The sequence below is a fragment of the Corynebacterium aquatimens genome (genome assembly GCF_030408395.1).
GTDB lineage: Bacteria > Actinomycetota > Actinomycetes > Mycobacteriales > Mycobacteriaceae > Corynebacterium > Corynebacterium aquatimens.
In genome coordinates this window covers 821887-846126 of sequence record NZ_CP046980.1, presented here as the reverse complement: position 1 = coordinate 846126, position 24240 = coordinate 821887, and the positions used below count along the sequence as shown (strand labels likewise).

Here is a 24240-nt window from a genome sequence, read left to right as displayed (position 1 = left end):
AGCTTGCCTTATGTGACGGGATTTACGCGTGTGGCGCGCGCGGCATCGGCAAAAAGATCTCCGCGCTGCGCCATGGACGTGTACATGTCCAGGCTGGCGGCGGCAGGAGCCAGCACGACAGTGTCGCCGCTGCGCGCATGGTCAGCGGCAAAGAAGACGACGTCTTTCATTGCGCGTACCGGGTCAGTGGAATCGGTGATAAACACTGGGACGTCGGGCGCATGGGCAGCGAGACTTGCAGCGATAATCCCACGATCGACGCCCAAGAGCGCGACCGCACGGAACTGGTGCGCGTGCGCAGCGATCAAAGGGTCAATATCTGCGCCTTTGAGCTGACCGCCGGCGATCCAGACCACCGGGGATAGATCACCGATCGCGGAATCGGCGGCGTGGGGGTTTGTCGCCTTGGAGTTATCAATCCAGTCGATCCCACCCGCAGAATGAACAACGGCGCCGCGGTGCCCGGAAACCTTGTACCGGCTCAGCGCGCGGGCAATGTGTTCCGGCGTGACGCCTTGCGTCAGTGCCACAGCGGATGCCGCGAGCGCATCCAGAACGCCTGCCATCCCAGCGGGCTCGATGCCCTCCGCGGACGCGACGGGAACCGGTTCTCCCGAAAGGTCAGTGCCCAGATGCGCCACGATCATCGAATCAATCACACCGACCTGGCCGGGCTGTGGCTCACCGAGAGTGAAACCGATGATGTCATGGCGCCCAGTTGCAGCGACGCGCTCGGCCACGAGGGGATCGTCCGCGCCAGCAACCGCGATCGGTCCGGTAAGCACCTTCGCCTTCGCCTCCGCGTAGGCGTCAAAGTTACCGTGCCAATCCAGGTGGTCATCGGCCAAGTTGAGAAGAACGCCGGCATCCGGGGTGAGGTGGTCCGACCAGTACAGCTGGAAGCTGGACAGCTCCGCGACCAACACGTCAACGCGGTGCGGATCAACCAGTGCATCCGCCACAGCAACACCGATGTTTCCGCAGGCCACAGCGCGTTTGCCTGTGTCCAGCGAGGCTTCTTCCATCATCGCCGCGAGCATTCCGGTGGTGGTGGTCTTCCCGTTCGTACCCGTCACCACCAGCCACTCACGCGGTGCTCCAAATACTCCAGCGCGATCAAGCCGGTAGCACAGCTCCACGTCACCGATGACGTCATAGCCACCCTCGCGCGCAGCAACTAAAAGCGGCGAATCCGGTCGCCAGCCCGGGGACGTTACGACGATGTCGTACGCGTTCGGGTCCGAATGCACAGTAGTAATCGCTTCGTGCGTGGAGATCACTCTCGCACCGGTTTCTTCGGCAACGCGTAGCCGTGCGGCCTCATTGTCGTCAGCGACGGTGCAGCTAATACCGATCGTCGATAAGAGCTTTGCCGCGCCCAGGCCAGAGACTCCCGCGCCAGCGATGAGGACTGGCCCTGCGATGGGGGACGTCATTGTTGTTACACTCCCGCCGTGTTAAGCCACTCGCTGTAGAAGACCGCGAATCCCGCAGAGACGGCGATCGCGGTGATCAACCAGAAGCGAATGACCACGGTGGTCTCCGGCCAGCCGCCATTTTCAAAGTGGTGGTGGAACGGTGCCATGCGGAAGATGCGCTTGCCGGTGGTGCGGAAGGAGATGATCTGGAGTGCCACGGAGGTGACCTCCATGACAAAGAGCGCGCCCACGATGACCATGAGGACTTCGGTGCGGCTGGTAATCGAAATACCCGCGACCAAACCACCAAGCGCGAGCGAGCCGGTATCCCCCATGAAAATCTTCGCAGGGGCGGCGTTCCACCAGAGGAATCCCGCGCATGCGCCCATGCCGGCCGCGGCGAGCACAGCCAGATCGAGCGGGTCGCGCACGTCGTAGCAGCCAGCGACCGCCGCGGTAGAGCACGAATTGCGGAACTGCCAGAAGGTGATGAACGTGTACGCCATCATCACCAGCGCGGTGGAACCCGCAGCGAGGCCATCGAGACCGTCGGTGAGGTTCACGGCGTTGGACCACGCGGCGATGAGGAAGTAGATGAAGATAAGGAAGAGGATCGTGCCGATCACCGCGCCGCCAACGGCAACGTCAAAGGTCTCGATGTCGCGCACGAAGCTCACGCGCGTCGAACCCGGCGTCAACCCGTCCTCGTTGGGGAAGCGCAGCAAACACAGACCGAAGATGAGCGCGATAACAAGCTGGCCCACGAGCTTCGCCGTCTTGTTCAGGCCCAGGTTGCGGTTGAAGAACAGCTTCATACCATCATCCGCAAAACCCAACAGGCCAAGGCCTACGGTGAGACCCAACACCAACAGGCCAGAGGCGGTGAATCCCACGTGGCCGGTGGCGATGCTGTAGAAACCCACCACCAAGTAAGCGACCACGATGCCTAAAAGAATCGCGATGCCACCCATCGTCGGCGTGCCGCGTTTGCGCAAGTGGGACTTCGGCCCGTCCTCGCGGATCTCTTGGCCTTTACCCGCAGACGTGAAGTACCGAATAATCGCCGGTGTGGTGAAGATTGACACCAGGAAGCTGACCACGCCAGCGATGAGGATCTCAGTCATGGGATCGCTTACTCCTTATCCAAAAGTTTTTCCGCGACGCGCCAGAGGCCGAGCGCGTTGGAGGCTTTCACTAACACGACGTCTTTGTGCTCACGCGCATGCCAGTTTTCTTCACCCAGCGGTGACGTAGAAAGTATGCCAGCTACTTCCGCGGCCGCCTCGTCGACACCGTACGCATTGACGGTTTCAATTCCGCGTTCCCGCGCGCGTTCCATCACCGCGTCAATCTCCGGGCTGTCGCCAACCGCAACCACGTGCGTCACGCGGTAGCGGGCCAACTCATCGCCCAACGTGCGGTGGGCGTCCACGGAGTCCGCGCCCAGCTCCCCCATCTCACCAATCACCGCGATTGATCGGACCCCCGGTCGCGCGGCCGCCGTAAAGCCCAGGGCGGCGATGCCAGCGCGCATGGAGTCAGGATTAGCGTTGTATGCGTCATTGATCACGGTTACTCCGTCTGCGCGCGTGTTCACGTCCATGCGGTTGCCCGACACGCTGGAGGCGTCCGACAGACATCGCGCGACGTCCGCTGCGTCCATGCCTGACTCAATGCCGACTGCCGCTGCGGCGAGGGCATTAGAGACCTGGTGCGCACCGAACACGCGAAGCCGCACGCTTACCGGTTCATTGCCGGGCGAGTGCATGGTGAACGTTGCCCGCGTGAGGTCATCGAGCGCAATGTTCGTGGCGTAGTAGCTGGCTCCAGGCACAGGCGGGGTCGCCGCGGAGTACGTGACCACGCGCGCGGACGTCCGCTGGTTCATCGCAGCCACAAATTCATCGTCCGCGTTGAGCACCGCCACGCCGCGTTCGCTTAACGACGGCAGGCATTCGACCAGTTCGCCCTTCGCTTTCGCGATGTTTTCGCGTGAGCCGAACTCACCCAAGTGGGCGCTGCCCACGTTGAGCACAACGCCTATCGACGGCCGGGCAATCGTAGCCAGGTGCGCGATGTGGCCGATGCCGCGGGCGGACATTTCCGCGACGAGAAAATCAGTGTTCTCCGTGCAGCGCAGGACCGTGTACGGGTGACCGATTTCATTGTTGAATGATCCGGGAGGAGCCACGGTCTCCCCCGCGCAAGACAACACTGCCGCGATGAGATCCTTCGTGGAAGTTTTTCCTGCTGAACCGGTGATGCCGATGATGCGCAGTCCGTGATCGCGCACCAGCGTTTCGGCGACGTACGCGGCAAGTGCCGACATCGCAGCCACGACCGCGCGTGCGGAGCCATCCGGGTCACTGGCCGCCAAGTCAGAATTGTCGGTCTCATGCTCCGCTGCGCTGAAGTCAATCGGCGGAACGATGACCGCCGGGACACCAACTTCCCTGGCTGCCAGAACACCCGCGGCGCCGCGCTCCATTGCGGCCGCGGCGAAGTCATGGCCGTCGACGTTTGCTCCGGGCAATGCAACGAAGAGGCCCCCATCGGTGACCTTCCTTGAGTCGAACTCAACAAAACCCGTCACCAGTGCTTGCGGGTCAGCCTCCGGGCTCAACCGACCGCCGGTGATGTCTGCGATCTGGGACAAACTCAGAGGGATCATTACGCGTCCTCCATTCCGGTCTTGGGTGCACGGGCCCGTGCAGCGCGGGCCTGTATAGCGCGCGACAGTTCTTCGCGGTCATCAAAGTGGTGGGTAGTAGTACCCACGATCTGGCCAACCTCATGGCCTTTGCCCACGATGATCACGGCGTCTCCGGGATCGGCCCACGCCACCACGTCAGAGATTGCTTCTGCGCGCGAGGCCACTTCGCGCAGCTCCGCCCCGCGGCCTTTCGCGCCTTGTAGCACTGCTTTTCGGATCACCGCTGGGTCTTCGGTGCGCGGGTTGTCATCGGTGACGATCACGAGGTCTGCCCGGCGCGCGGCCTCCGCGCCCATCATCGGGCGCTTCGCCCGGTCCCGGTCACCGCCTGCGCCAATCACCACACCAATGCGCCCGCTCACTTGCTTCCGCAGGGTATCCAACACTGCGGCGACAGCAGCAGGTTTGTGCGCGTAATCAACGACGGCAATGAAGTCCTGCCCTTCGTCGATACGCTCCATGCGACCAGGCACTGCGGACGCCGCAACGCCGTCGAGGAAACCCTCCTTGGGGGCGCCGGTTGCCACGGCGATAGCCAAGGCCAAGCCCGCATTAGCCACGTTGAAGGCGCCCGGCATGGGAATCGTCGCGGTGAACGTCGTGCCGTCGAAACGCGGCTGGTTCAAGTGGACCTCAATTTTTTGCGCGCCGGTCGGTTGAGTTTCAATCAACGTCGCCGTGCAGTCGAATTCATGCGCGATCGGATCCCCACTCGGTTCATCTGCGAAAGAACGCACCGTAATCGCGTCAGGGGCAAGCGCCGCCATTTTTTCTCCCCAGGCATCGTTGACGCACACCACTGAGGTCGTTGCTTTCAACGGGGATGCTGGGTCAAACAGCATCGCCTTGGCCGCGAAGTAGTCCTCCATCGTCGGGTGGAAGTCCAAGTGATCCTGGGACAGGTTGGTAAAGCCCGCTACATCGAAACGCACGCCACGCACGCGCCCCAACACCAACGCGTGGGAGGAGACCTCCATGACTACGTGCGTGACGCCTTCGTCTCGCATTTGTGCGAAGAGCTCTTGCAACTTCGGCGCCTCTGGCGTGGTCAGGCTCGTTGGAACCTCACGGCCCTTAATGCGCGTGCCCGTGGTGCCAATCAGGCCCACGGCGCAGCCCGCCGCGCTCAACCCTGCCTCCAGCATGTACGTGACGGTGGTTTTGCCGGATGTGCCCGTCACGCCGATGACGGTGAGATCCCGCGTGGGGTCGCCATAAATCCGTGCGGCAACGTCACCCAAGATCTCCCGCACGTCCTCAACAACGAGGATCGGACGCGTCTCCCCTGCCTCTTCCAAGATGGCAGCGCCGTCATGGTCGGTGAGGATGGCTGAGGCGGCCGAGTTATGCGCAAACGTTGCCCCATGAACACGCGTTCCCGGCAGCGCCGCGAACATCGCGCCTTCCACCAGGGATTGTGAATCAAGACCGATGGCGGTGAGACGGAAATCCGTATCTGGGGCGTTGAGCAGCCTGGCGCCCGCGATCGACTGCAGCTCACTAAGACCCGTTCCTGCCGGTTGGCGTGTCGGCTCCATTTTCTCCTCTGCCTCCTCCGAACTCATGCGCTTTCTTGCCTTCTAAGTTTCTGTTCTTCTTCTACAGTTTCCACAGCTGCCTTAGCGGGCTTCAAGCACCAACGGCGGACCTGGGTCGGGGCTGACCGGAATGTTCTCTCGGCTGATCAGCCATTCTGCAATCAACTTGAACACTGGTGCAGAGGATTGTCCACCCGCGCCGCCTTCCAGCGGACCCCGTTCTGGGTCATCAAGCATCACGGCGACAACAAAGCGCGGGTCATTCGTCGGTGCAATACCGGCGAATGTGATCCAGTAATCCGAATTTGAATAAGCACCGGTTTCCGGGTTCACCTGCTGCGCAGTACCGGTTTTACCGGACAGTTGGTACCCAGGAATCCCATTACCCGCCGCAGTGCCCGAGTTAACGCCGTTAGGATCCTCCTGGAACGGTGCGCGGAACATGTTCAGCACCGTGCGGGACGTCTCTTCGCTGGCAACCCGCACGCGTTTCGGCTCTTCCTGCGGGACAGTTTCCCCCGTAGGCAGAGTCACAGATTTAATAATGCGCGGCTCAATACGCTCACCTCCGTTGGCCAGCGCCTGATACACACCAGCCAGCTGCAGCGTGGTCAAGCTCATGCCCTGGCCAATCGGCAGGTTGGCAAACGTGCCACCGGACCACTGTTCGATCGGCGGCAAAAGCCCCGGGGACTCATTGGGCAACTCAATACCGGTGGTCTGACCGATGCCAAAGCGGTGAACGTAGTCGTTGAAGCGCTTCTCCCCCAGCCTCTGCGCCAACATCAGGGTTCCCACGTTTGATGACTTACCAAACACGCCCGTTGTGGTGTACGGCGCCACGTCGTGCGGCCACGCGTCGCGTACGGTCACCCCTGCCATGTCAATGGAACCGGGTACCTGAAGGACCTCATCCGGCTTGGTGAGTTTCTCTTCGATCGTTCCGGTCGCGGTAATGATCTTTGCTACTGAGCCTGGCTCAAATGGGTTGGAAATCGAGGGGTTTTCAAAACTGCGGCCGTCGGCAAGCTGCTTCTCAAGATCGCCGTTCGGATCAATTGTCCCGGTATTAGCCATCGCCAGCACTTCGCCGGTTTTCGCGTCTAGAACAACGGCTTCCGCGCCTTTTGCTTTGGAATTGATGCGAGCTTGTTCCAATTCCTGTTGGACGTACGTCTGCAGATCAAGGTCGACGGTGAGCTCAATTTTCGCGCCGTCGACCACCGGAACGACATCGCGCAACGTGCCCGGAATCGCCTGACCATTCGCGGAGACATCCTGATAGGACAGTCCATCGATGCCGGTCAGCACGGAATCACTGGAAGCCTCAAGGCCAAACTGCCCAGCACCGTCCGTACCGACCTTGCCCACGATGTTCTCACCAACAGCACCATTGGGGTACTTGCGCAGATCCTGCCGGTCCGCGGCCACACCGTGGAACGTCTGGGCAACCTCCGCAGCCACGTCAGGGTCGACGTTGCGCACCAGCACCTCGTACTCACTGTCTGCGTGAAGCTTTTCTAGAATTTCCGCGGGCTCTATTTTCTGGGCCGGCGGCTTCTCGCCCGAGCCGTCCTTCTTCTTCAGATCACCATCGGCCTGCGGTGGCTGCTGGTATTTCTTCTCACCTTCCGCAACCATCTCGGGAATCTTTGTTGCCATCTGGCGGAGAATGTCTTCAATGCGTGCAGCTTGCTGCGCTTCAATATCGCTCTTGGAAGCGCCCTCACTCAGCATCTCAGCGCGGACGATTTCCCCGAGCTCATCTCGCAAACGCGTGGGCGAGACCACGAGCGATCGCGCCTTCATCGTGTACGCGAGGTAACGCCCTTCCCTATCCACGATGTCACCACGGCGCGCTGGGTCCTTGTACTCACGCTCGCGCTGCAGTTGCGAGACCTCTTTGAGTTCGGATCCCCACTTCAGCTGCACCCACGCCAGGCGGGAGCCAAGAAGCAGCGCGATGATGAGAAAGACAGCCGTCAAGATCGACATCCTGCTCAGCGTCACGGTTTTTTGCGGGACCTTCACGCGGGTGGATGTTCCTGGCCGCGGCGTGCTTTGCCGAGACGCACTTGATCGCGGTGTCCCTGCAGGTCGTTTGGATGAGGGATTGGTTCGGCGGGGCTCAGTAGATCGACTCACTAACCGCTTTCTCCTACCTCATAAATTGGACACAATGGCCCTAATCTTGCCCCCTCGGTGCCCCAAGTTGAGGAGCGCCACACTTCCCGAACACACTAACTGAACGAACCACACCACTCCGCGCGGTCCGCACTAGCGTGGTGCACGTTCAGCTGCAGGTTCCGCCTGCTCCGCCGGGCGGGGAGCCTCTTCACGCTGAGCTGGCGCGTTTGCGGGCGGCTGCGCCGGCACGTCTGCTGGGCGCTGTGCCGGTGCGGGGCCCGGTGCTGGTGCCGCAGCACCCGCGGGGCCAGGCGTGGCTGCAAATTGTGCGCCCGCAACTTGCGGCAACGCTGCTAGCGAGTCGGCCACGTCACGCGTCGCGTCGCGGTCACTCGTCGCACGGTCCGTACGGATTGTTTCAGCATTGACGTCAATCACGCGATACTTCTTCGCCGGATCCGCTTCACCGGTTTCCTTAACCTTGCCGTCAGGCCCAACGGCCAAAATTCCTGGTTGGCCAGGAACCGTCATGTTAGCTTTGTCTGCTCGCAGGGCGATGTTGGCAGAGGACTTAGCTTCTTCCACCGACCTGTTGAGGGACTCAATCTCGTTGGACAGAGTGCGCTCTTCCGCTTTGAGCTGCTCGAGCGTAAACGTCTGCTGCGTGGACAAGGCAGAAAGAAGCATTGCCCCGAAGATGCCCAGAACCAACAGCGGCAACGCAACAAACGACAGGACGGAGAACTTCCGCTTGGTCTCCGTGCTCGCCACAACCCTGCGCCCACGGACGGACACAACCTGCTTCGAACCAAGACGGCTGCGCCTTGGGACGTGCGGGGCAACACGTGGCTTAAGACCAGACGGTGCAAGGCCCGTCGGACGTGCAGCCCGCTTAGTCGCCGTGTTCTCCGCGCGGCGCGGGTCACGCTCTAGAAGAGCGGTGGGTGCCCCGGACCGCGAAGTAGTCCGGCTGGGGTACCGGGCTTCGGTGGCGGCATCTCCGCGTGGTGCCATGACGTGCGTCCCTTCGGTAGTGATCTAAGTCTGTCGGTAGGTTTTAAGGCTTTAGTTGAGGTTGAGGGTTTGGGGATGTGGAGTTCATAATTTTTCGATCGCCCTTACCCTCGCTGGCGCGGCTCGCGGATTGAGTTCTATCTCCTCCGCACTAGCCTGAAGCGCTCCCCGCGTGACCATCCGGAACTCTGCGCCGTACCCCGGCAAATCCGCCGGAAGCCCGGGCGGAGTCTTCGACTCAGTGAGTCCAACGAAGGCTTTCTTCACGATCTTGTCTTCGAGAGATTGGTAGCTCATGAAGACAGCTCGCCCAGCAGTACCCAGCGCGTCCGCCGCCATCGGAATCACGTTTTCAAGCGCTTCCAGCTCACGATTGACCTCCACGCGCAGCGCCTGGAACGTGCGCTTCGCGGGATGACCGCCGGTTCGCCGCGACGCTGCCGGAATGGTTGCGTAGAGCAACTCCACCAATCGCCCGGACGTGCTGAAGGGCTCGCTTTCGCGCTCACGCACAATCGCCGAGGCAATTTTCCCAGCGAAGCGCTCGTCCCCATAGGTTTTTAGAATCCGCGCCAAGTCACCGTGGCTGTAGGTATTCAACACGTCCGCCGCAGTCAACGGCAGCGACGTATCCATCCGCATATCCAAGGGCGCATCGACCTTGTACGCGAAGCCTCGATCTTCTTGATCCAGTTGCATCGAAGAGACGCCCAGGTCAAAGAATGCTCCAGCTAGTCCATGCTCACGCACGGTGTCGAAGATCTGCCCTTCACCCTCCACCAACGCATCGGCCAAGACATCAAAGCGCCCGTACACAGGGGTAAACCGTTCCCCGAATTCAGCAAGGCGCTCACTCGCGGCGCGAAGCGACGCTTCATCACGGTCGATCCCGATGACTTTGACGTTGTCAAAAACGCTTAGGAAGTAGTGGGAGTGACCGCCAGCCCCGCACGTTCCGTCCACGATGACCGCGGATTCCCCGAAGGCCTCTACGGCTGGAGCAAGAAGTTCCGCCATGGCATCACGCATCACCGGAACGTGTCCGTGGTTCGCCTGCGTGGAAAAATCCATTCCAGAGGAAATATCTGCCGTTCGTGCCACTGGGATCACCCCCTTGTACGTTCACCGTGAGCCGTGCGTAGTTGTCTTTGGCCTTGTTGTTAGCGCTAAAAGCGGGGAGCGTATAGAGCCCTGCCCGAGGCGGTCATTCTGGTATCGGGGAAGTACACCAGAACAACTCACGCCCCGAGCAGAGTTCCTACACACTCTCCTGCTGCCTGCGTGACGGGTTTTCCGTTTACAGCAGACCGGAAAGAATGTCGTCTTCATCCGCTGCGGAAAACGCAGCCTCTGTATTTTCTTGGTATTGCGCCCAGGACTTGGCGTCCCAGATTTCCAAGAAATCCACGGATCCGATGACCACGCATTCCTTGGACAGGTTCGCGTAATCGCGGTGCGCCGGCGACAAGGTGATGCGACCAGAACCATCGAGCACTTGCTCATCCGCACTTGCTGCCAAGTTACGAATGAACGCGCGTGCCTTCGGGTTCGTGCGAGAAACCGCTGCAGCTTTACGTGCGCGTGCCGCGAATTCCTCACGGGGATAGACCGCCAAAGAGTGGTCTTGCCCCTTGGTCACCATCAATCCGTCCGCCAGTCCCTCACGGAACTTCGCGGGCAGTGTCAGGCGCCCTTTGTCATCCAGCTTGGGGGTATAGGTGCCCAGAAACATCCGGCGCCCTACCTTCCTGAACTCAATGACATCCGGCTGTGAACTTTTATGAGATCCGATCCGTGCACCCCACACGGAGCCCACGTTTCTTCACCTGGCCCCACTTTACCCCACTTTCCCCCACAAACACCACATCCGAAACAAAGTTTCCGCTAAAAATTTTTAAATTAGCTGGTTAAAGCAGCAAGAATGAGTGGCGCAGCCTCCCGTCAATCTCGAGCCCTGAATCACAATTATCACATAAGCAACATAGGTACCAGTTTCACGTTCGCGTTTACGCAGGGAACGCGCGAGGCCCCTTCAACAAAGGGCTAGTTATTAACCACTGTGGGTGAAAGTGGGAGAAATGGGGAAGGCACGAAAAACGCCACCGAGATGTCTCGGTGGCGTGTGTTTTTTGGGGGTGAGCTACGGCTGCTCAAAGCGGCGACGGAAGTTCTCCTCCATGCGAGAGCCGCGCTTCGACTGCGTTGCGGTGGATGTCGGCGACGACGTCACGCGATATTCGACATCTTTGGCCGGCGCCTTGAGGGCCCAGACCCCGCCCGCAAACATCAGTATGAAGCCGACGATGCTGAGGATGACAAACCACGTGCTTTGTGCGGCCAGCGCCACTCCACCAATGAGAAGCAGCAGACCCAGCATCATGATGGCGGCAGAACGCATGCTCAGATGCCCAGTCGACGGAGATTGGTCAACCCGGGTCGAGGACACGGTTGAGCCGAATTTCGGGTCGTCAGCGAGCAACGACTCCTCAATTTCACGGAGCAGCTGCTGTTCTTGCTCTGAAAGAGACACGTTTCCTCCCAGAGTTGTTGGCACGTCTCTAGCTATGAGCATATAACGTTTGGCTTCTCCAGATTGTTCCCTCGTGCCTTAAGTTCCCCACCCCCTTTAACGGGTAGCGGTAAAGCACTACGCAGCAAGGCCGGTTTCGGTGGCGCCAAGGGACACCTCCGTGTAAAACTCATCCGCCAACGCAACGAGACGTGCAACCGTGATTGGTTCGGGGTGAAGTTCAATCCCGGAGGCCACTCGTCCGCGGACCCGGGAAAACTTTCCAAGCTCCGAGGCCCAGTATTTGCCCCGAACCCCAGTAAGCGAGAGCTTTTCCCACGCACTCGAGGGCAGACGCTTCCGCTTCGCTAGCGCAGGAGAGCTAGAGATTTCCGCCCCCGCTGTGCGCAACGCAGCCTGGTATCCATACTCCAATGCAAGGTCATACGCCTCTTTGCCCAGGTGAATGTGGGCAGAATCGAGCAGGTCTGCGGCGGCGGTTAAGAAAGACTCCCGCTGGGAGCGCTTTCCCGCATTATCCGATTTTCCGTAGGCCGCTCGCGTTGTGGCAGATACTACGTTTCCCATGTCGTTCACCTTTGCTTCGTGCTCTAGATATGTGCTGTTGTGTTCTAATTTTGTGGTGTTGTGTTCGATGTTTGAGCCAACCGTAACGCCCTGCCCGGACACTGTGCGATGGATTAGGCCCCAAAATCGAACGTCTGTTCTAATCAGTTTGAAAGTTGTTGCCCAATTTCATCCCCCGGGCCCCGCCGGCGTGATTGCATGGGATTGTGACCATTCGTATTCGGAGACTGAGCGGGTTTGAGTTCGCGCGCGCGAGCCCGCATCTCGTGGATATTCATCTCCGGGCAATGGGGTATCCGCCGTCTATGAAGGATCAGCGGATGCGGTCATGGCGCAATGACGTGTTCAACCGGGGGTTTGTTGCCTACATTGCGTGTGAAACCCGGGACGAATCCGTGGCGGATCCTCAGCCAGCGGGCGAAGAATTCGTGGTGGGGGTCGCCTACGGCTTTTTAGGAAACCCCGATCTCTGGTGGGATCAGCAGCTGCGTCGGGGGCTATTGGAAAGCAAGTGGTACCCGAGCGTGAGCGCGCCTGATGGTCCGCGCGGACCGGTACGGGGTGACTTTCCAGAGTTCGTCAGAAGCTATTTCGAGGTTGCCGAAATTCATGTTCTTCCGGAAGCGCAAGGTAAAGGAATCGGACGGACTCTTCTCACTACCCTTCTCGACGGCGTGCCGGCCCGTCACGCTTTGTTGTCCACGCCGGAAGTAGCGGGTGAACAGAACTCCGCGTTCGGTCTGTACCGTTCCCTGGGATTCCAAGACGTCTTGCGCAATTTCATGTACGCAGGTGACCACAGGCCGTTCGCGATCCTCGGTCGCAGCCTACCGTTGGGATAAAGTGAACGCCGTGACTCCAGCCAGCCTCCCCTTAAGTTCCCTACCACGCGCAGTGGAAGACGCGCTGGCTCGTTATTTCGACCGTCGCGTCGCCGACGTAGAACCGCTTGGACCACCCGTGCTTGAAGCCGTGGAGCATCTGCGCAACTTTGTCCACCAAGGCGGCAAACGCCTTCGACCGGTGTTCGCCTGGACAGGATTTGTTGGCTCGCGCGGCGCCCACGCCCCCGAAGAGGACCCAGCGGCAGTTCTTGCGGCTGTCAGTTCCTTAGAACTGATTCAGGCCTGCGCGCTTATCCACGATGACATTATTGATGCGTCCGATACCCGCCGGGGCAATCCAACTGTCCACCGCGCAGTGGCGCACGATCATGCACGGAAGGGTTGGCGCGGTGAATCCGACAACTTCGGTGAGCACATCGCGATCCTCGTGGGCGATCTAGCACTTGCCTGGGCCGACGATATGTTGGTCACTTCCGGCCTTTCAGCCGATGCCCGTGAGCGAGCCCGGACACCATGGATGGCCATGCGCACGGAAGTCATCGGCGGCCAGATCCTCGATATTTCCCTGGAAGCGTCGGGGGATGAAAGCCTAGCTAGTGCCACTACAGTCAGCCGGTTCAAAACTGCGGCCTACACCATCGAACGCCCCCTACACTTGGGCGCGGCGATCGCTGGCGCACCAGCAGAGACGATCAACGCGCTCCGCGGTTACGGTCATGACATTGGGATTGCGTTCCAACTCCGCGACGACGTACTGGGAGTGTTTGGCAAGGAACACGAAACGGGCAAGCCCGTTGGAGATGACATCAGGGAGGGCAAGCGCACCGCACTTTTGGCCCACGCGCTCGCAGCGCTGGACGTCTCAGACCCAGAGGCCGCATCCTACGTCCGAAGCATCGTGGGCGCGTCAGAGAACCCAGACGATCTCGCACGTGTCTCCGCGCTCATCGAGTCATCGGGGGCAGTCGACGTGGTGGAAGCGACGATCGCTGACCTAACGCGTAGTGGCTTGGCGTACTTGGACGACGCTGATCTGACACCACAAGCGCGCGAAGATCTTAGGGTTCTTGCGGTGAAGGCAACAGAACGGACGTCATGATGGGGATGCGGCGCTTGGTCACCCAACCCCTGTGGATGGGTACACTCGCAGGCATTTTGATGGCCGTGGGTTCTATCGGCGCTGGGGCAACCCGTAACCGTGGCGGCTTCCTCGCGTCCGTCGACTTAAGCTTCCTCAGCTACAGTCATGCGCGCGGAATCTTCAGCACTGTGCTCGCCGTAGGCGTGTTCCTCTTAGTTGCCGCCTGGGTTCTGCTCGGACGATCGCTTATCGCATCACATCGTGATACGGGAGGCGATCTAACGTTCGTCCGCAATTGCACATGGGCGTGGGTGGCTCCATTGCTGCTCGCGGCGCCGTTGATGTCGCGTGATGTGTACTCCTACCTCATGCAGGGTGCGATGATTCGTGATGGCTTCGATCCCTATTCCGAGGGGGCAGCCGTTAATCCGGGCCCGTACCTGCTGGAAGTGTCCCATGATTGGCGCAACACCACCACGCCGTATGGTCCGCTGCACCTGTGGATAGGGGAGGCAGTCACCACACTGGTTGGTGATAATGTGGCCGCCGGACTGATTGTGTACAAGTTCATCACTCTCGCCGGGTTCGCGGCGATGGTCTGGGCGATTCCGCGAATTGCTACGCGGCTTGGCGGTGACCCCGCGGTGGCGTTGTGGTTGGGGGTGGCAAACCCCGTCATGATCATCCATATCGTTGGTGGGATGCACAATGAATCCGTGATGGTTGGCCTCGTCAGCATCGGGTTGCTGCTTAGCCTCGATTCACGTTTTTTCAGCGGAGTAGCACTGATGGCGGTCGCCGTAGCACTCAAAGCCACGGCGGCCATCGCACTCCCCTTCGTCGCTTGGCTTGCCCTGCGCCGCTACGCGGATGGCGCTTCGCTTGGCCGAAGGCTCATCACCCTCGCCGCGGCGGGCATCGCGATCATTGCGGAATCGATCGCCGTCGTCGCAGCCATTACGTGGGTTTCCGGCGCCTCGTGGGGTTGGCTTGCGCAGATTTCCGGCAATTCAAAGGTGGTCAATCCCCTCTCCGGTGCGACGTTCCTCGCGGACGCAATCACGCCCTACATTTTGCTTTTCGACGACACGTTTAAGTACAACTCGGCACTTAGCGTCAGCCGTACGATCGGCTCAGTCCTCATGCTCGTGGGTCTGGTGGCAGTCTGGTTGGTCTTCCGCCAGTCGCCCCGGCGCGCGGTGATGGGCACAGCGCTGGCCTACCAGGTTGCGTTCCTGTTCAATGCCGTGACGCTTCCCTGGTACTTCGCATCATCAATCTCGCTTGTGGGCACGTTCAAGCCGCAGCCTTGGCTGATTCGCTTCACCGTCGCAGCATCCGTGTTCGTCGGTCTCGCGTTTACGGGTAGCGGCAACCACCGCTTTTACAACGGCTGGTGGGTCTTCGCTTCACTGGCGGTTGCAATGGCCAGCGCGTATATCGTTCATCCCCGCACGAAGTCTGTTTCAGCTGATCGCGGCTCTAAAACGCAAGCGCCTGCGCGCGCCTAATCACTTCGCGGGCACCGTGGCCGTGAAGCGCATCCACGGGGCGCCCCGGCAGGGTCTCGTCCTCCGTGAACAGGTAATGCAACACCTCTTCTTGGTTAAACCCGCCGTCGTAAAGCACTGTGATTGCTCCAGCGACGAACTTTGACAGCTCCCCGTTTTCGTCGAGCAGAACCTCTGGGATGACCTTGATGCCGTCGATCCGACAGGCCACGAGTTTGCCGTTGCTCACGTAATCGTGGACCTTGGTCACTGGTACGCCGAGGCGCTCAGCGACGTCCGCGAAAGGCAACAATTTTTCGCCTTTGAGCAGCTCAGCAATGTCGTACTCGCCGCCGAAATCATCGTTTACGTCCCCGCTTGGTTTTGCCCCTGCATTCGCGTTCACAGCACACACACTACGGCACTCGCGGGCGCGCGGCGCAATTAAAAATCCCACTTTCTATTCCGAGCGCAATTGTGGGGCACGGGCAAACCTATACTGTGATCCATGACTGAACTCGTTGCGGGAGACGTTCTGGAAGGGCGGTACGTGATTGACCGACCCATCGCCCGCGGCGGGATGAGCACCGTCTACCGCGCCGTGGACACGCGCCTGGACCGAGACGTCGCCGCGAAAGTAATGGACTCACGCTACGTGGGCGACCAGGTCTTCCTGCAACGTTTCAGCCGCGAGGCGCGCGCGATGGCCCAGTTGAGCCACCCGAACCTCGTGGGAGTCTACGATTTCTCGGCGAACGGCGAGGATGTCTTCCTCATCATGGAATTAATCACCGGTGGAACCCTACGTGAGCTGCTGGCTGAACGTGGCCCCATGCCACCCCACGCCGCAGCCACCGTCATGCGCGCCGTGCTCACGGGTCTTTCCGTTGCGCACGACAAGGGGATGGTTCACCGCGACATCAAGCCGGACAACATTCTCATTGGTGGTGATCACACGGTCAAACTTGGCGACTTTGGTCTGGTGCGGGCGGCGAGCGAATCGCGCCGCTCCTCTGACCACATCGTGGGCACCGTTGCGTACCTCTCCCCCGAGCAAGTCGACGGCTCCGAGATCACCCAGGCGTCCGACGTCTATTCCGCCGGCGTTGTACTTTTCGAGCTGCTCACCGGCCGCGCGCCATTTTCCGGTGACACGGACATGGCCCACGCGTTCGCTCGGCTCACCCGCGATGTGCCCGCGCCCTCGCAGTGCATTGAGGGCGTGCCCAAGCTTTTCGACGAGTTGGTGGCCACGGCTACTGCTCGCTCGCCACACGACCGCTTCCACGACGCAGGCGAATTCCTCGATGCCCTAGACGATGTCTGCGATGAGTTGAATTTGCCGCGGTACCGCATTCCCGTGCCCACCGAATCCGCGGCACACCGCGTGGCAGCGATTCCCACGTCCGTGACGGAAATTCACCCGCGGCGAAACGACATCGATAAATCCCTCTTCCCTACGGTCCAACCGGACGACTCCCCTGCTACGGAGAGTTTCTCTGGAGGCTACGCAGATGACTACCCGGGCGGGGATGGGGCTCAGTACGGTGACGATGATGCGTGGGACTACTACTCCTCCGCGCAGCACAGTTCTGCACACCCTGCGCGGCCGGCTCCGGCTAATCCTGCGCCGCCGCGGCCGGAAACGAATCGGTCCGGGGTGGGGTTGTTTCTCGCGTTGCTGGTCATTTCCCTAACAACGGCGATGGTCGCGGTTTTATCATGGCAACTCGGGGCCGGGGTGACCTCCGAGTTGCCACAAATAATCCGTTAGTAGCGCAGCATCTCCGCGACGAGGAACGCAAGCTCAAGGGCCTGCTCGGTGTTCAGACGCGGGTCACATGCGGACTCGTAGCGGCCCGGCAGGTCCAGGTGGGTAATGTCCTGAGCACCGCCGAGGCACTCGGTGACGTTCTCACCGGTGAGCTCGATGTGGATACCGCCCGGGTGGGTACCCAAACCACGGTGGACCTCAAAGAAGCCCTGAACCTCATCGATGATCTTGTCAAAGTGGCGGGTCTTGTACCCGTTCTCCGCCGTGAAGGTGTTGCCGTGCATCGGGTCGCACTGCCAGACCACCTTGTGGCCTTCATTTTCCACAGCTTGGACAATGCCCGGCAAGACATCACGGACGTTCTCGTGGCCCATCCGTGCCACCATCGTGAGACGACCCGGGACACGGTCCGGGTCCAGCTTGCGGGCGTACGCGACTGCTTCTTCCGGGGTCACCTTCGGGCCGAGCTTGATGCCAATCGGGTTATCAATCAGGGCAGCGAAGTTGACGTGGAAGTCCTCCATGCCACGGGTGCGCTCACCGATCCACAGCTGGTGAGCGGACAGGTCGTAGAGTTTCGTCTGACCCTGCTCGTCCTCAGCCAGGCGCAGCATTGCGCGTTCGTAGTCCACCAACAGCGCCTCGTGCGAAGCGTAGATCTCCGAGGTACGCAGCTCACGGTCGTTCACACCACAGGCATCCATGAAGTGCAGTGAGCGAGTAATCTCACGCGACAGCGCTTCGTAGCGTGCGCCCGCCGGGGAATTGGCAACGAACTCACGGTTCCACGCCTCCACGCGGTACAGATCAGCGGTACCGGAAGTGGTCAGAGCGCGGACAAGGTTCATCGCTGCGGAAGAGTTCGCGTACGCACGAACCATGCGTGCCGGGTCGTGCTGGCGGGATTCCTCATTGGGCTCGACACCGTTGACGATGTCCCCGCGGTAGTTGGGCAGACCGTTCTCATCCAGGTCGGAGGAACGCGGCTTCGCGTACTGGCCAGCAATACGAGCAAGCTTCACAACCGGGGTGGACGCACCGTAGGTGAGCACCACCGCCATCTGAAGCAGAGTCTTAATGTTGGCGCGGATGTGTGGTTCCGTGTTGGACTCAAACGTCTCCGCACAGTCGCCACCCTGCAACAGGAAGGCTTCACCATTGGCAACATCTGCAAGCTGGGCCTTGAGTTTGTGGATCTCCGGCGCAACTACGACGGGCGGCACCGACTCCAAGAGCTTACGCACGTAGTTAGCCGCGTGCGGGTCCCAGCTCGGCTGCTGCTTTGCATCCCTGGAGATGACATCTTGGAATTGCTCATTGATGTCACCGGGAAGCGGAGGCAGGTCAGGAAGTACTTCTTTGGGGATGTCTACAGTCCAACTCACCCTTTAACTTGTAGCACGTTATGGGCGGGTTTCCTATCTGGTGAAAATCAGGTCAGCGACTTTTCGCTCCCCTGCCGTCAAGCGGCATCACTTCCGCACATGCTGCGAACTTTTCCACGTTGTGGCGGGCATCCACCAAGGCATCATGGTTGCCGTCCGGGACCGGCGGGAGTTTCGGGCGACCACACATCTCCCAGTACTGTTTGAGTTCGCGGGTGAAGCGCGGTATTTCGCGCGGCAAACCAGCCATGTCGCCCCACAATTGGGCCAGAACCACGTGGTCATAGGCTCCCACCCATGCCCACAGTTCTGGGTACGCGTCCTGTGTGGTGAGGAACTCGAAGATCTCCTGGCGGATTCGGGCCCGACTCTTCCACACTGGGCTGCTTGGCCCCGGCAGCTTGTTTAAAACATTCTCCCGCACCCAGTGATTCGCGCGCGCTGGATCAAACTCGGACGACACCGCGTAATACTCGCGCCCGTCCTCAGCCACGATGCCGATGGATACCAGCTCGATTGTGGAGCCGTCTTCGATGAATTCAGTGTCGTAGAAATACCGCACGTAGAGCCCTGCTAGTCGCTTCTGTCTGCTGCCCGCTACTGGTTGTGCGCAGGGTCTGGCTCTGCGCCTTCGGGGTAGCCGTGGCCAGCGTCCAAGGACTTCTTCACGTCCGCGGCGTACATGTCCACGTACGGGTACCCGGACAGATCCACAAGCAGCTGCATGAAGTAGTCGGTGAATGGGCGCCATACCGCAGGATCATCCGGCTCAAAACCGTTCTCGCGTGCCCACGCGTGCGGGTCCACAGCCTCGCCGATCTTCACAATCACCTTTACTGGGCGTGGAATCCACGTGCCAATGGGGTTGGCCTTTTGCGTGTTGATCATGGCCACCGGAATGCACGGAATGCCGGTTTCCATCGCCACGCGAGCCATTCCCGTTTTTCCTTTGTAAATACGCCCATCCGGGGAACGCGTGCCTTCTGGGTAGATGCAGAAGAGGTCGCCGCGGGCAAACACTTCCTTGGTCGCACCCATCAGGGAATCAGCGGAATCTTTCGCCTCACGGTCGATCGGGACCTGCCCCACGGCCGTCATGAAGAATTTCTGCATCCTCCCGACAAAGCCGGGGGTGGTGAAGTATTCCTTCTTCGCCGGGTGCGTCAGCTGACGGGGGCACACCAGCGGGAAGTAGAAGGAATCCATAACAGCCTGGTGGTTGGACACCATCATCGCCGGGGTTCCCTCCGGCGGAATGTTTTCTTTGCCGATCAGCTTCGGCCGGTTCCACACCAAAAGAGGCGGCCCCATGAGCACGTACTTAAAGAACTTGTACCACTTGTTATTCATGGAACCCTCCGAGAGCAGATTTGTTTCGCCGTCGATCGGACGCGCCCGCTACAGCCTGCGCGCCAGATCAGCCACGCCTATCATACCCGCCTGCGGCCCAAGCTCAGCTCTGATCAACCGCGGCAGCGGGCGGTAGCCGGAACCCACGATGTTGTGGTGCATCACATCGCGTGCGCTATCGAGGTACAGCTCCGCATCACGGCTCACCCCACCACCTAAAACAATCAATTCCGGATCCACGATGTCGCACACAATCGACAGTCCCTGCCCCAGCCATTGCGCAAAATTTTCAATCGCGGCCACTCCCAGTGCGTCACCACCGCGCGCAGCTTCCACGACATCAGCGCCGCTCGCACGCTTATCGACGGCCAACCGGTACAACTCGCACGACTTGAATCCGCCCCCGGCGGCGATTTCCACGGCGGTGTCCACTAGTGCGGTGCCGGAGGCATACCGTTCCAGGCAGCCTTGCTTGCCACAGGAACATGCGCGTCCGTTGGGCACCACCGTGATGTGACCGAATTCTGGGGCGGTACCAAAGGAGCCACGGAAGATCTCTCCGTGCTGCATGATGGTTGCGCCGATCCCGGTTCCCACTGCGAAGAAGACCCACACGTCCGCGTCTTTGGCCGCACCGAATCGGTACTCACCCCACGCCGCGGAGTTCGCATCGTGCTCGAGGCGGACTGGCAGCCCCAAGGCTTCGGATAACCGGGCCCTCACCGGTACGTTGTCGCGCCACGGCAAGTGCGGGGCGAACCGCACGACTTCGCATTCGGGATCGAGGAACCCCGCTACCGCCATACCGACTGCGCTGACCTCATAGTCTTTCCGGAGCATATCCACGAGTCCGACGATCGCTTCCTCGAGGCTTTCCGCATCGTGCGGAGTAGGCGCAGCGACCGACGCGAGGATCGTGCCCCGGTCATCCACAACACCAGCGCGCGTGTTGGAGCCGCCGATATCGAAGCCGATGGTTAGAGACATAAAAACAGAGCATACTTTCTTTTCTGCCCAAGCCCGAAAGACTGCGGGAGTCCATGACGCGTTTCAAACCGGTTGGGCATCTACAGCAGACCAGCTAGCCGTGCGCCCAGAACATCCCAGGAGAAGTCGCGCGCTACGAACGCAGGGCCGTTGGATGCCATGCTCGCGCGCAAGGAGTCGTCGATAAGCACCTGCGTAATTGTGGAGGCCACCTCGTCGATCGAGCGGCCGTCGACGACGAGCCCGCTGTTGGGCCCCACCGCCTCTGGAGCGCCGCCCGAATTGCCGGCGACAACGGGTACACCGCACGCTTGGGCCTCCAAGAAGACGATCCCCAACCCCTCGACATCCAGACCTCCGCCGCGCGTGCGCACGGGGATCGCCGCGACATCAGCCGCCGCGTAAATATCGCGCATGAGCGTAGCGTCCACGCGGCCGGTGAACACCACCGACTCGTGATACCGGGAATCAAGCTGAGTGACCAACCTCTCCAACCTGCTGCGGTAGGACCCCTCCCCCACTATCACCAGGGTTGCGTCAGGGACATTTTTCTTAATGAGGGGCAGCGCGCGAATGAGCTGATCCTGGCCCTTGCGCGCGACAAGGCGCGAAACGCACACGATCAGCGGAGCGTCCCCGACACCTAGCCGAGCCCGTGTTGCTTGCCTCTGAGCCGTAGTCGCTGGACGGAAGAACTCGGTGTCAACACCTGAGGGCAGCGCCACGAACTCTGGGTGGTCCCCAAAAGCCCGCTGGAATCGACCGCGAGCGTATTCGGACACATACGTGATCACATCAGCGTGGTTGCCGATCGCACGAAGCGCATGGCGCGCACCCGGGATCATGGACCAGCCCACCTCGTGTCCGTGCGTCGACGCGATGATCCTTTGCGCGCCGGCGCGCCTGGCAGCGGGAGCCATGAGTGCCAGCGGGGCAGCTGCCCCAAACCAAACCGTGTCGACGTTGTGCTCACGAATCAACCGTGCCATTTCGCGCTGAGTGGCCGGGGTGGGAAGCATCACCCGGCGCGGCCAGCGGTGGATAACGCACGGCAAGGAGTCGTCGTAAAGCAAAGCCTCGCGCTCGTCTTGCGTCGACGCGAAAACTACCACGCTGCCCGGACCTCGACGCGCGAGGACCTCATCGAGAAAACGGCGCAGATACGACTGAATCCCGCCGATCGTCGGCGGGAAATCATTCGTGACTAAAAGCGTGGTCAGAAGCGGACCGCTCCCTGAATAGGCATGGAGTCATACGGCACGACCTGAACTGGGATGCCGTAATCCGAAGCATGGACCAGCTTGCCGTCGCCGATGTACATACCCACGTGAGTCACACCCGGGTAGTAGCCAATGATGTCGCCGGGTTGGAGATCATTCAGCGAAACGGGCGTGCCGCCCGACAGCTGTGCCTGTGACGTACGCGGAATGGTCTTGCCCTGCTGCGCGTACGCCCACACCATCAGACCCGAGCAGTCAAACTCGTTCGGTCCCGTAGCACCCCAACCGTACGGGGAGCCCAGCTTCGACATCGCCGCGGACACCGCGGCGTTACCGTGCGCCGAAGGAGGGATACGCGCCCCATCAACCGGGCCGTTCTTCCTCTCCCAACGGGCCCGCTGCTCAGGTGAGAGCGAATCCACTCGCTCTTCCAGCGCCGCGATCCTCTTATCCAAATCCTTCTGCTCGCGCTTCAGGCGGTCACGGTTGGCCTCAAGCTCTACCGTGCGGTAGTTCGCGACCGCCAGAGCCATGTCTGCGTCCGTCGCCCGGTTGGCAGCCTCTCGGGTGGTTTTTTGAAGGCCGTCTAGCGTGCGCTCCGAGGAACGCGAAATGGAGCCAAGATAAGCCGCACGGTCAATGACCTCCTGCGGGTTGCCGGAATCGAAAGAGGCGATCACGGCATCATTTTGGGTGTTGCGGTAGCGAGTCTGCGCGATGCGATCGACGTCAACCTGGTAGTCATCGCGGCGACCCAGCGCCAAAGCCGCGTCCTTCTGCGCTGCCTTGGCTTCCTTGTTCAGCTTCGCGATCTGGGACTTAGCATCCCCGATCTTGCCTTCAAGTTCTTTGATCTCCTCTGACTTGGCAGTCGCCGTGTGGGACAGCTCTTCCATCTGCTTCATCATGGTGTCCACGTCATCAGCACCAGCGATGCCGGCGCAGCCGATAACCGAAGCGCCTCCGAGGCCTACGGAAAGACACGCCGCTGCTACGAGAGATACGGAAGAAGACCTACGGCCGAAGAAAAACCCCTGTGTACGGCGCACGGAAACCTCACTTTGGAAACACACAAATACGATACAAAGTTATTCGCTAAAACGGTTTTGGTCAAACAGATCAGCACGCAAAAATCGCGGCCGCTGCTCCCTTTTCGGGGCGCGACCGCGACCTGTTAAAGCGCGAAGTACGTCCTAGAAACGAACCGCAGAGTGAATCGGCATCATGTTCAGCGGGCGGTAGCCAACCGGGGTGCCGGAGTTCAGTGCGTCAATGATCTTGCCGTTGCCAGCGTAGATAGCAACGTGGGAAGCACCGGAGTAGTAGACGATGATGTCACCCGGCTGCAGAGCGTTCAGCGGCACCTTTTTGCCAGCGGAAGCCTGAGCGCCGGAGGTACGCGGGATGCTGATGCCAGCCTGCTTGTACACCCACGAGGTGAAGCCGGAGCAGTCGAACTGGTTCGGGCCAGCAGCGCCGTAGACGTACGGAGCGCCGATCTTGGAGCGAGCGATGGACACGATCCGGTCGCCCTTGGATTGAGCCGGAGCAGGAGCTGCAGCCCGGGCCGGAGCAGGAGCCGCAGCCTTGTACGGAGCAGGAGCAGCCTTCTTAGAAACTGCCGGAACCCACTCGTGGATGTTCGGGACGTTCTCAATGCCCGGCACGTTCTCAATGCCAGGGATCTCAGCGCGCAGGGTCGTGTTAGGAACACGAACCTCGGCTGCACCCGCCATAGCGGGGGTTACGAGGGATGCACCTGCGACGACGGCAGCAGCGGTTGCAACTCCACGCTTGGAAACGGACGTGGTTTGGCGGCGGTGTTTAGCCACTAGAGAAACTCCATATCTTCCTATTCACCTACCGGGTTAGCTGACGGGTTAGGCTCCAGGACATTGCCCTGCACGGCTACTACGCTATAAGCGCCCTTCGCCTGTGCACACACCCCAAGGATTCGATCAAGTATTGATCTAGGTGGTTCCCCGGCTCTTTCGCCCCCGCCCGCATTTTGCGGCGCTACATAAAGGCAAAAGACTCGGCTTTATATGTTTGTTCGGACGTGCCTTCGCGGCAAGGTCTCAATCAGGTTACGAAATAGCTACGAAGTTTGTCCAACGACGCGCCCGTTATCTCTCCGTAATATTGGATTCCGCGGCACATAACCCCAATTTCGCCTCGCGGATCCACCGAACGAGATGCTT

At 60.5% G+C, this 24240-nt stretch carries 22 protein-coding genes and 1 riboswitch; of the genes, 4 read left to right on the top strand and 18 right to left on the bottom strand.

All coding sequences use genetic code 11. The annotated features are described in order from the left end of the window. Positions 1 to 8: 8 nt before the first annotated feature. From murD to CAQUA_RS03820, 10 genes are all read right to left on the bottom strand, one after another. Entirely contained in the window at positions 9 to 1436 is a 1428-nt protein-coding gene (murD, locus tag CAQUA_RS03865) for a UDP-N-acetylmuramoyl-L-alanine--D-glutamate ligase (protein ID WP_196824435.1), read from the bottom strand. A 5-nt stretch (positions 1437 to 1441) separates the two neighbouring features. Continuing rightward, positions 1442 to 2542: a phospho-N-acetylmuramoyl-pentapeptide-transferase gene (mraY, locus tag CAQUA_RS03860; protein ID WP_196824436.1), complete on the bottom strand. Its 1101-nt coding sequence runs from the start codon at positions 2540 to 2542 to the stop codon at positions 1442 to 1444. 8 nt (positions 2543 to 2550) lie between these two features. Beyond that, positions 2551 to 4089 carry a UDP-N-acetylmuramoyl-tripeptide--D-alanyl-D-alanine ligase gene (locus CAQUA_RS03855; RefSeq protein WP_196824437.1) on the bottom strand — a complete coding sequence of 513 codons (1539 nt, stop codon included), beginning with the start codon at positions 4087 to 4089 and terminating at the stop codon, positions 2551 to 2553. After that, entirely contained in the window at positions 4089 to 5669 is a 1581-nt protein-coding gene (locus CAQUA_RS03850; protein WP_196824438.1) for a UDP-N-acetylmuramoyl-L-alanyl-D-glutamate--2,6-diaminopimelate ligase, read from the bottom strand. The genes CAQUA_RS03855 and CAQUA_RS03850 overlap by 1 nt, the downstream gene beginning before the upstream one ends. 81 nt (positions 5670 to 5750) lie before the next feature. Continuing rightward, complete coding sequence (locus CAQUA_RS03845; protein WP_196824439.1) at positions 5751 to 7664, bottom strand: peptidoglycan D,D-transpeptidase FtsI family protein; 1914 nt, start codon at positions 7662 to 7664, stop codon at positions 5751 to 5753. Positions 7665 to 7946: 282 nt separating this feature from the next. Beyond that, positions 7947 to 8810, bottom strand: coding sequence for a cell division protein FtsL (gene ftsL, locus CAQUA_RS03840; RefSeq protein ID WP_196824440.1), 864 nt, complete (start codon positions 8808 to 8810; stop codon positions 7947 to 7949). 84 nt (positions 8811 to 8894) lie between these two features. Beyond that, entirely contained in the window at positions 8895 to 9881 is a 987-nt protein-coding gene (gene rsmH / locus CAQUA_RS03835) for a 16S rRNA (cytosine(1402)-N(4))-methyltransferase RsmH (RefSeq protein WP_196825612.1), read from the bottom strand. A gap of 226 nt (positions 9882 to 10107) precedes the next feature. Next, a complete protein-coding gene (gene mraZ / locus CAQUA_RS03830; RefSeq protein ID WP_196824441.1) occupies positions 10108 to 10542 on the bottom strand; it encodes a division/cell wall cluster transcriptional repressor MraZ in 435 nt (144 codons plus the stop codon). Between the two features lie 408 nt (positions 10543 to 10950). Then, on the bottom strand, positions 10951 to 11340 hold the full coding sequence (locus CAQUA_RS03825) for a DUF3040 domain-containing protein (protein WP_196824442.1): 390 nt from the start codon (positions 11338 to 11340) through the stop codon (positions 10951 to 10953). 117 nt (positions 11341 to 11457) lie between these two features. Further along, complete coding sequence (locus CAQUA_RS03820) at positions 11458 to 11907, bottom strand: SAV_6107 family HEPN domain-containing protein (RefSeq protein WP_196824443.1); 450 nt, start codon at positions 11905 to 11907, stop codon at positions 11458 to 11460. 206 nt (positions 11908 to 12113) lie between these two features. On the opposite strand from CAQUA_RS03820, the gene CAQUA_RS03815 reads away from it, so the two are divergent. Genes CAQUA_RS03815 through CAQUA_RS03805 form a run of 3 tightly spaced genes read left to right on the top strand, consistent with a single transcriptional unit; the run spans position 12114 to position 15344 of the window. Next, entirely contained in the window at positions 12114 to 12749 is a 636-nt protein-coding gene (locus tag CAQUA_RS03815; protein WP_196824444.1) for a GNAT family N-acetyltransferase, read from the top strand. A 10-nt stretch (positions 12750 to 12759) separates the two neighbouring features. After that, complete coding sequence (locus CAQUA_RS03810; RefSeq protein WP_290178726.1) at positions 12760 to 13851, top strand: polyprenyl synthetase family protein; 1092 nt, start codon at positions 12760 to 12762, stop codon at positions 13849 to 13851. Continuing rightward, positions 13851 to 15344, top strand: coding sequence for an alpha-(1->6)-mannopyranosyltransferase A (locus CAQUA_RS03805; protein WP_196825613.1), 1494 nt, complete (start codon positions 13851 to 13853; stop codon positions 15342 to 15344). The genes CAQUA_RS03810 and CAQUA_RS03805 overlap by 1 nt, the downstream gene beginning before the upstream one ends. Here the strand turns inward: CAQUA_RS03805 and CAQUA_RS03800 are convergent. Beyond that, positions 15316 to 15663, bottom strand: coding sequence for an Rv2175c family DNA-binding protein (locus CAQUA_RS03800; protein WP_196825614.1), 348 nt, complete (start codon positions 15661 to 15663; stop codon positions 15316 to 15318). The two genes, CAQUA_RS03805 and CAQUA_RS03800, sit on opposite strands and share 29 nt — an antisense overlap. Positions 15664 to 15831: 168 nt before the next feature. Here CAQUA_RS03800 and CAQUA_RS03795 point away from each other — a divergent pair, with 168 nt between their 5' ends. Next, a complete protein-coding gene (locus tag CAQUA_RS03795; RefSeq protein ID WP_196824446.1) occupies positions 15832 to 17097 on the top strand; it encodes a protein kinase domain-containing protein in 1266 nt (421 codons plus the stop codon). On the opposite strand, the gene CAQUA_RS03790 is transcribed toward CAQUA_RS03795, so the two are convergent. The 7 genes from CAQUA_RS03790 to CAQUA_RS03760 all read right to left on the bottom strand — a co-directional run bounded on the left by CAQUA_RS03790 (position 17094) and on the right by CAQUA_RS03760 (position 23871). Beyond that, on the bottom strand, positions 17094 to 18482 hold the full coding sequence (locus CAQUA_RS03790) for a class II 3-deoxy-7-phosphoheptulonate synthase (protein WP_196824447.1): 1389 nt from the start codon (positions 18480 to 18482) through the stop codon (positions 17094 to 17096). The genes CAQUA_RS03795 and CAQUA_RS03790 overlap by 4 nt on opposite strands. Positions 18483 to 18534: 52 nt before the next feature. Then, positions 18535 to 19044 carry a polyadenylate-specific 3'-exoribonuclease AS gene (locus CAQUA_RS03785; RefSeq protein WP_196824448.1) on the bottom strand — a complete coding sequence of 170 codons (510 nt, stop codon included), beginning with the start codon at positions 19042 to 19044 and terminating at the stop codon, positions 18535 to 18537. A 35-nt stretch (positions 19045 to 19079) separates the two neighbouring features. Beyond that, positions 19080 to 19832, bottom strand: a complete 753-nt coding sequence (locus CAQUA_RS03780; RefSeq protein ID WP_196824449.1) for a lysophospholipid acyltransferase family protein — start codon at positions 19830 to 19832, stop codon at positions 19080 to 19082. Positions 19833 to 19880: 48 nt separating this feature from the next. Beyond that, positions 19881 to 20819 carry an ROK family protein gene (locus tag CAQUA_RS03775; protein WP_196824450.1) on the bottom strand — a complete coding sequence of 313 codons (939 nt, stop codon included), beginning with the start codon at positions 20817 to 20819 and terminating at the stop codon, positions 19881 to 19883. 80 nt (positions 20820 to 20899) lie between these two features. Next, positions 20900 to 22039, bottom strand: a complete 1140-nt coding sequence (locus CAQUA_RS03770; RefSeq protein WP_196825615.1) for a glycosyltransferase family 4 protein — start codon at positions 22037 to 22039, stop codon at positions 20900 to 20902. Beyond that, positions 22036 to 23088, bottom strand: a complete 1053-nt coding sequence (locus CAQUA_RS03765) for a C40 family peptidase (protein ID WP_290178725.1) — start codon at positions 23086 to 23088, stop codon at positions 22036 to 22038. The genes CAQUA_RS03770 and CAQUA_RS03765 overlap by 4 nt, the downstream gene beginning before the upstream one ends. A 144-nt stretch (positions 23089 to 23232) precedes the next feature. Continuing rightward, positions 23233 to 23871 carry a C40 family peptidase gene (locus tag CAQUA_RS03760; protein ID WP_196824451.1) on the bottom strand — a complete coding sequence of 213 codons (639 nt, stop codon included), beginning with the start codon at positions 23869 to 23871 and terminating at the stop codon, positions 23233 to 23235. Positions 23872 to 23881: 10 nt separating this feature from the next. Beyond that, positions 23882 to 24090: riboswitch (cyclic di-AMP (ydaO/yuaA leader) on the bottom strand. Positions 24091 to 24240: the final 150 nt, after the last annotated feature.